The 4496-nt window shown below is 62.0% G+C and carries 9 protein-coding genes; all 9 read right to left on the bottom strand.

Translation table 11 applies throughout. The features are described from left to right. Nucleotides 1-243: hypothetical protein (locus EOA27_RS23910; RefSeq protein ID WP_145970495.1), on the bottom strand; the 243-nt coding region annotated here is incomplete at its 3' end. Then, entirely contained in the window at nt 240-683 is a 444-nt protein-coding gene (locus EOA27_RS23905) for a hypothetical protein (protein WP_127257412.1), read from the bottom strand. The genes EOA27_RS23905 and EOA27_RS23910, both read right to left, overlap by 4 nt. A 232-nt stretch (nt 684-915) precedes the next feature. Then, nucleotides 916-1164: a hypothetical protein gene (locus EOA27_RS23900; protein WP_127410222.1), complete on the bottom strand. Its 249-nt coding sequence runs from the start codon at nt 1162-1164 to the stop codon at nt 916-918. Between the two features lie 65 nt (nt 1165-1229). Further along, entirely contained in the window at nt 1230-1880 is a 651-nt protein-coding gene (locus EOA27_RS23895; RefSeq protein WP_127257406.1) for a hypothetical protein, read from the bottom strand. 111 nt (nt 1881-1991) lie between these two features. Further along, complete coding sequence (locus EOA27_RS23890; RefSeq protein ID WP_127257403.1) at nt 1992-2222, bottom strand: hypothetical protein; 231 nt, start codon at nt 2220-2222, stop codon at nt 1992-1994. Further along, nucleotides 2219-2773 (bottom strand): hypothetical protein, encoded by a 555-nt coding sequence (locus EOA27_RS23885; RefSeq protein ID WP_127257401.1) that lies wholly within the window; start codon nt 2771-2773, stop codon nt 2219-2221. The genes EOA27_RS23890 and EOA27_RS23885 overlap by 4 nt, the downstream gene beginning before the upstream one ends. A gap of 86 nt (nt 2774-2859) precedes the next feature. Then, nucleotides 2860-3135 carry a hypothetical protein gene (locus tag EOA27_RS23880; RefSeq protein ID WP_127257399.1) on the bottom strand — a complete coding sequence of 92 codons (276 nt, stop codon included), beginning with the start codon at nt 3133-3135 and terminating at the stop codon, nt 2860-2862. A gap of 193 nt (nt 3136-3328) precedes the next feature. After that, nucleotides 3329-3673: a hypothetical protein gene (locus EOA27_RS23875; protein ID WP_127257397.1), complete on the bottom strand. Its 345-nt coding sequence runs from the start codon at nt 3671-3673 to the stop codon at nt 3329-3331. A 190-nt stretch (nt 3674-3863) separates the two neighbouring features. Next, nucleotides 3864-4496: DUF1376 domain-containing protein (locus EOA27_RS23870; protein ID WP_210214168.1), on the bottom strand; the 633-nt coding region annotated here is incomplete at its 5' end.

Here is a 4496-nt window from a genome sequence, read left to right as displayed (position 1 = left end):
CTCCAACAGCGCGTTGAAAAGGTTGCCAGATTCACTGATGCTTCCGCCCGCGCTGTCGATCTCGATCACGATCTTGCCGACATCAGGGTTTGCCTTGATGGCGGCGACGGCCTTGCTGATGTCGGTGATCTTGCCGGTTATGGTCACCTGCAGTGTCTGATCGGGACGTGCGCCGGCTATTATCCTTCCCCGCGGCTTCGTGGTCATCACGCTATCGAGTCTCTGGTCGGCAAGGAAGGTCATGCGGCACCCTGTGCTCGCGGACCTGGTGCAGGCAGTCCGATCTCCCGATAGAGCTCATCGAGTTCCGGGCTCGGAATGCAGCGCGGCCGGTGCTTATCCAGAAGTCGGTTGATGCCGATCGCCTCGGCCTCGGTGCGGTAAAGCATCGCTGCCCACGACGGCCGGCCGAATTTCGCCTCCAGTTGATCGCGGGTCAGCGTCCGGTCGCCCCAATGGATGTGTCGGCGCCAGGCTTCATCGGCATCATTCGTGTTCGCTGCGGCCGCTATCGCCAAAGGCACGACGGCATCGACCCTGGCCGCGCCGCGGAAGATCTCGACGTTGAGGCGCCGCAGTTCGACCATGGCCGTGTTGTGGGCGCGCATTGCTGCCATTTTCTGCCCGTTTTCGACTTGGTTTTCGGCCTCCCGCAGGAACGGAATTCGCGCCTCGATCCGCACCGCCTGGGCGATCAGGGAAGCTCGCGCGACCGGATCAATGCCGCGGTCCGCAACGGTTTGCGCCATCTTGCGGAAGCTTTTGCGCTCGATGCGGCTGAGGTCAGCGGGAGGTGGCGGCAACATCACTGGAAATTTTCCCCTGAAAAACCCAGAATTCTGCGCGTGAGCCCGAAGCGGTTGGCGCCCATTTCGTGGATTCTCGGACGTTTCGGCCCCCCGGAGGTCATGGTGATCAATCCTTCACCACGCGAATGCTTTCACGCCGGTCGGCATCACTGGCGTTGCTCCGGCCGACTGAAGCGGCAAGCAGCCTGAACACCTTGGCGGCCAGTTCATCGACCTGATGCTCTTTGGTGCCGCCAATGGCCTGCATCGCCGCGGCATGCGCGATCCCGTGCAGTCGGCTGGCTTCGTCCTGGTTCATCATGATCGGCATGCCTTTGGAGGTATCCACCTCTGCCGCGTCGATCGCCTTGACCATCAACCGACGAACCGAGATCGGCGAGGTGCCTATTTCCGTTGCGATTTCCTCGATGGTTGTTGGGGTCATCGTGCGTCCCTTCCGTCGCGGCCTTTCTTGACCATGAGCCGCCAGCCGATGCCGTCGCCAGGGCGTACACCTCGAGATGAATCGAGTTCGCAATGCCAGGTCGAACCGCCGAACGTGGTCATGTCGCCGCGCTTGTAAGTTTCCTCGTTCGCCCAGACGCCGCGATACTGCGCGACGGGCCGCTCCTGTAGCTCCTTGACGCAGGCTTCGAGAGCGCCGCAACGTTCGGACAGCCATGCCAATTGCGCGTGCATGTCGGCCATCAGCCCGACGTGCAGATCGAGCCTAACGAGCTCATCCGGGTGACAGTCGTGCCTACGAAAATGGTCGGCCAGCGCTGCTTGGTAGAAAGCCTGCATCGCTTCGAGTGCTGCTGGGAAGACCTCGCCGTCATCGGCTTCGCTGCCTCTGAGTATGGCTGGATATTCTGGCAGGCCGGCCTTCAGAACCTCTTGGTCAATCTCCCACGCCCGATGCTGGACAGGCGCCGCCGGCTTCAGAGGTTCTACCTCGCCGAGTTCGGTCTTGAAGCGTCGCTCCCTCTGCTTGGCGAGCAATTCGCTTATGTCGCTGATCTCGCCTTTGAGGCGTTGCTGCAGGTCGACGTTCTGGTCCAGTGCGTGCTGCCGCTTGTCGGCGGCGAGCACATCCTTCTTGCTAGCCAGCAGCCTTTCCAGCCGCGCGATCTCGGTGTCGATCTTACCCAGATCGATGGCGCGCTGATCGGCGGCAGGCTGGGACGGGCGCTTAGCCATCGCTCAGTTGTGGCTCATGCTGCGGGTGAGATAGCCGTTGGACGTCTTCCGGCCGTCACGGCTCGCCTTCACAGGTGCAATTGTCGGCACGCGGCGCCAGAACTTTTCCGACAGATGGCCGACAGGCTTCAGGCCGCGGGTAAGGTCAAATTTGGCTTCCCAGACTTCACCGGCGTATCGGCAGCGCTCGCCTTCGCGGTAGCTGACTTTAGGGTGCCAGGGTTCGGTGCTCACGGGCGGCGTCCTTTCGAAATCATCTTGGTGATGGTGCTGTCGATAGCGGCTTGGAGTAATTGCTTCGCGGCCGGCGCGCCGCTGACAAGGCCGGGCATCTCGACGCGGTATTCGCGAGCTCCAGTGCCGAGCGCAGCAGCGATGTCGAGCAATTCCATCACTTGGTCGAGGTGGTTGCAGATCAGCGCGCCAAGGCCGTCGATGTCGGCCGCAAGGGTCGCGCGAACATGGTCGTGATAGGCCGCCTTCCGACTGTTCCATTCGGCAAGGGCTTCGCGTTCCGTCACCTGTGCCGCGGTGAGTTGGGCCTCGAGGTCCGCATGCATCGCGCGGTAGGTCGCGTCTGGGATCCTGTTCTTGCCGGGATTCTCGACCGTTCTTTCCACCTTCAGGCTCTCTCGGCGTTCGGTCAGACTGCGCAGATTGGCCGAGGCCTCGCGCGATGCCTTCTCGGCCATGAGGTATTCGGGACCAGGCCGAGGGATCTTCAACGCGCGCCGGAAATAGGCGGCGTCATGAACGGGTTCTGTGGATCTCAGACGAGCGAGCATTACGGGCCTCCGGTGAGAGGGAATTCAAATCACTGCGCCGAATCTAACTCAGGCCGGCTATCCGTAACCGCCGCAGGACGTAACGCTTAGGCGATCGAGCCGGCGAACTTCCTGCACCATGCGTTGAAGGCCTGGCGGACCTTGGCCGGATCATGCTCGTCCTGCATGTTGAGCTCGCCGATCTCGATCAGCGCGTCACGCATTGGCCGATCGATGACGACGTCGGCCCGGATGCTCTCGACGCGGCCGACTTCCTCGCGATGACTGCCAACGCGGCAGCCGGCCGAGCAGAACTTTGCATCCGATCGCTTGCCGGCCAGGCTGGCACCGCAGCGCCTGCATCCGATTGCCGGCGCGGTCATGTGCGCAACCCCGGGCGGGGAGGTTCACTGCTCAGTCCGCCAAAAGCTGCCGACCGCTGGGCAATTGACCTGCGCAAAATGCCCTGAAAAATGAAAAGTTGGTCCCTCAAAACGTAATTTCTTACGCTTTTGCGCAAGCCTGGTGCTGAGCGATCGAGGCGCCGCAGACCTATAGTCTTTGCAAGTCCCCCCGTCATTCGGGCGCCCCTCGACGATTGCCGAGCAAGCCGAGGTCGGCCATGTAGGCGCGCATCTGGCTATGCTTCGCGGCGCCGAACTGGCGAGGCGATAACTGAAACTCAGCCCAGAGCAGGCAGAACGCGATCGCCGCGGCCTCCCTGAACTGATCCAGCCAGCATGACGGCTCGATGTACCTCTGCCAGGCCAGAGCAGCCTTGCCGTGCATCCATTTCGGCTTGGGCAGCGGCTCGTATGCCGGCAGATGGCCGGATGACGCTGCGATGCCGTGCCGGTCCGCGCGATAGGTGGCCGTGACGAGATGCAGGCGGCCGGGAAGCGGTCTCCTTCCGCGTCTCAAATCAGGCCTCCCGGAACTTTAATTCGCCAGAGCGCGAAATTTGGAGCCACGCGGTCCAGCAAGGGTTTGCGCTTGGCGTTGAGACCTCCCCCCGCCAACTTTTTAGTTTGAATTTCTTCCCGATGCCAACGAAGTGCCCGGGCGGGTTCCGCCTTGGACACGGGATCGGTCGTGGTGGTCCCCCGGGTCATCACAGGCCTCCGAACTCATCGTCGGCGAGTGCGCCCGTCTCCCGCAGATGTTCCTTCACCTCGTCCATCGACATCAACAAGACGTTGGGCTGTCTCTCGCGCGCAGGCTCTAACCCTTCTTCCTTTTCTTCCCGGAGAGAACTTTCTGATGGTGATGCTGATGGTGATGGCCATTGGCAAAACGATGCGTTTGCCATCTCGTCGGATGCGTCTGCCATGGTTGTGCCATTGGCATCCGAAATGGTTCTGCCATGCGGTCGCCACTTGGCCTCGGCACCTTTCCGCCCGGCCGCGACCTTCTTTTCACGCTTGGCGGCCGCGCCAGAACGTTCATCATCGAGCCTGCGGATGCTGTCAGACATGAGTGGGCCGATGGCCTTCGCAACGTCTTCCCACTTGTCGGGATCGACGCCGGTAATGCGCATGAGGCGAGTGGCATCTTCAGGCAGCGATCCATGCTGCCACCAATGCCTGCGCAGGCGCTCGTAGCAGCCAAACTCTTCGGGGCTCAGATGCCCTGTCAAAGCCGTTTCAGTGCCTATGTAGACGGGCATCCATGGGAGCTCGCTCATGCCGTCGCGCCCTCCCTGAAGGTGTTCCCGTTGACGAACGGCGCCAGGACGACCATCGGG

This window comes from Mesorhizobium sp. M2A.F.Ca.ET.037.01.1.1 (genome assembly GCF_003998075.1).
GTDB lineage: Bacteria > Pseudomonadota > Alphaproteobacteria > Rhizobiales > Rhizobiaceae > Mesorhizobium.
The sequence above is the reverse complement of the archived record's forward strand: the minus strand, read 5'-3'. Positions and strand labels throughout refer to the sequence as shown.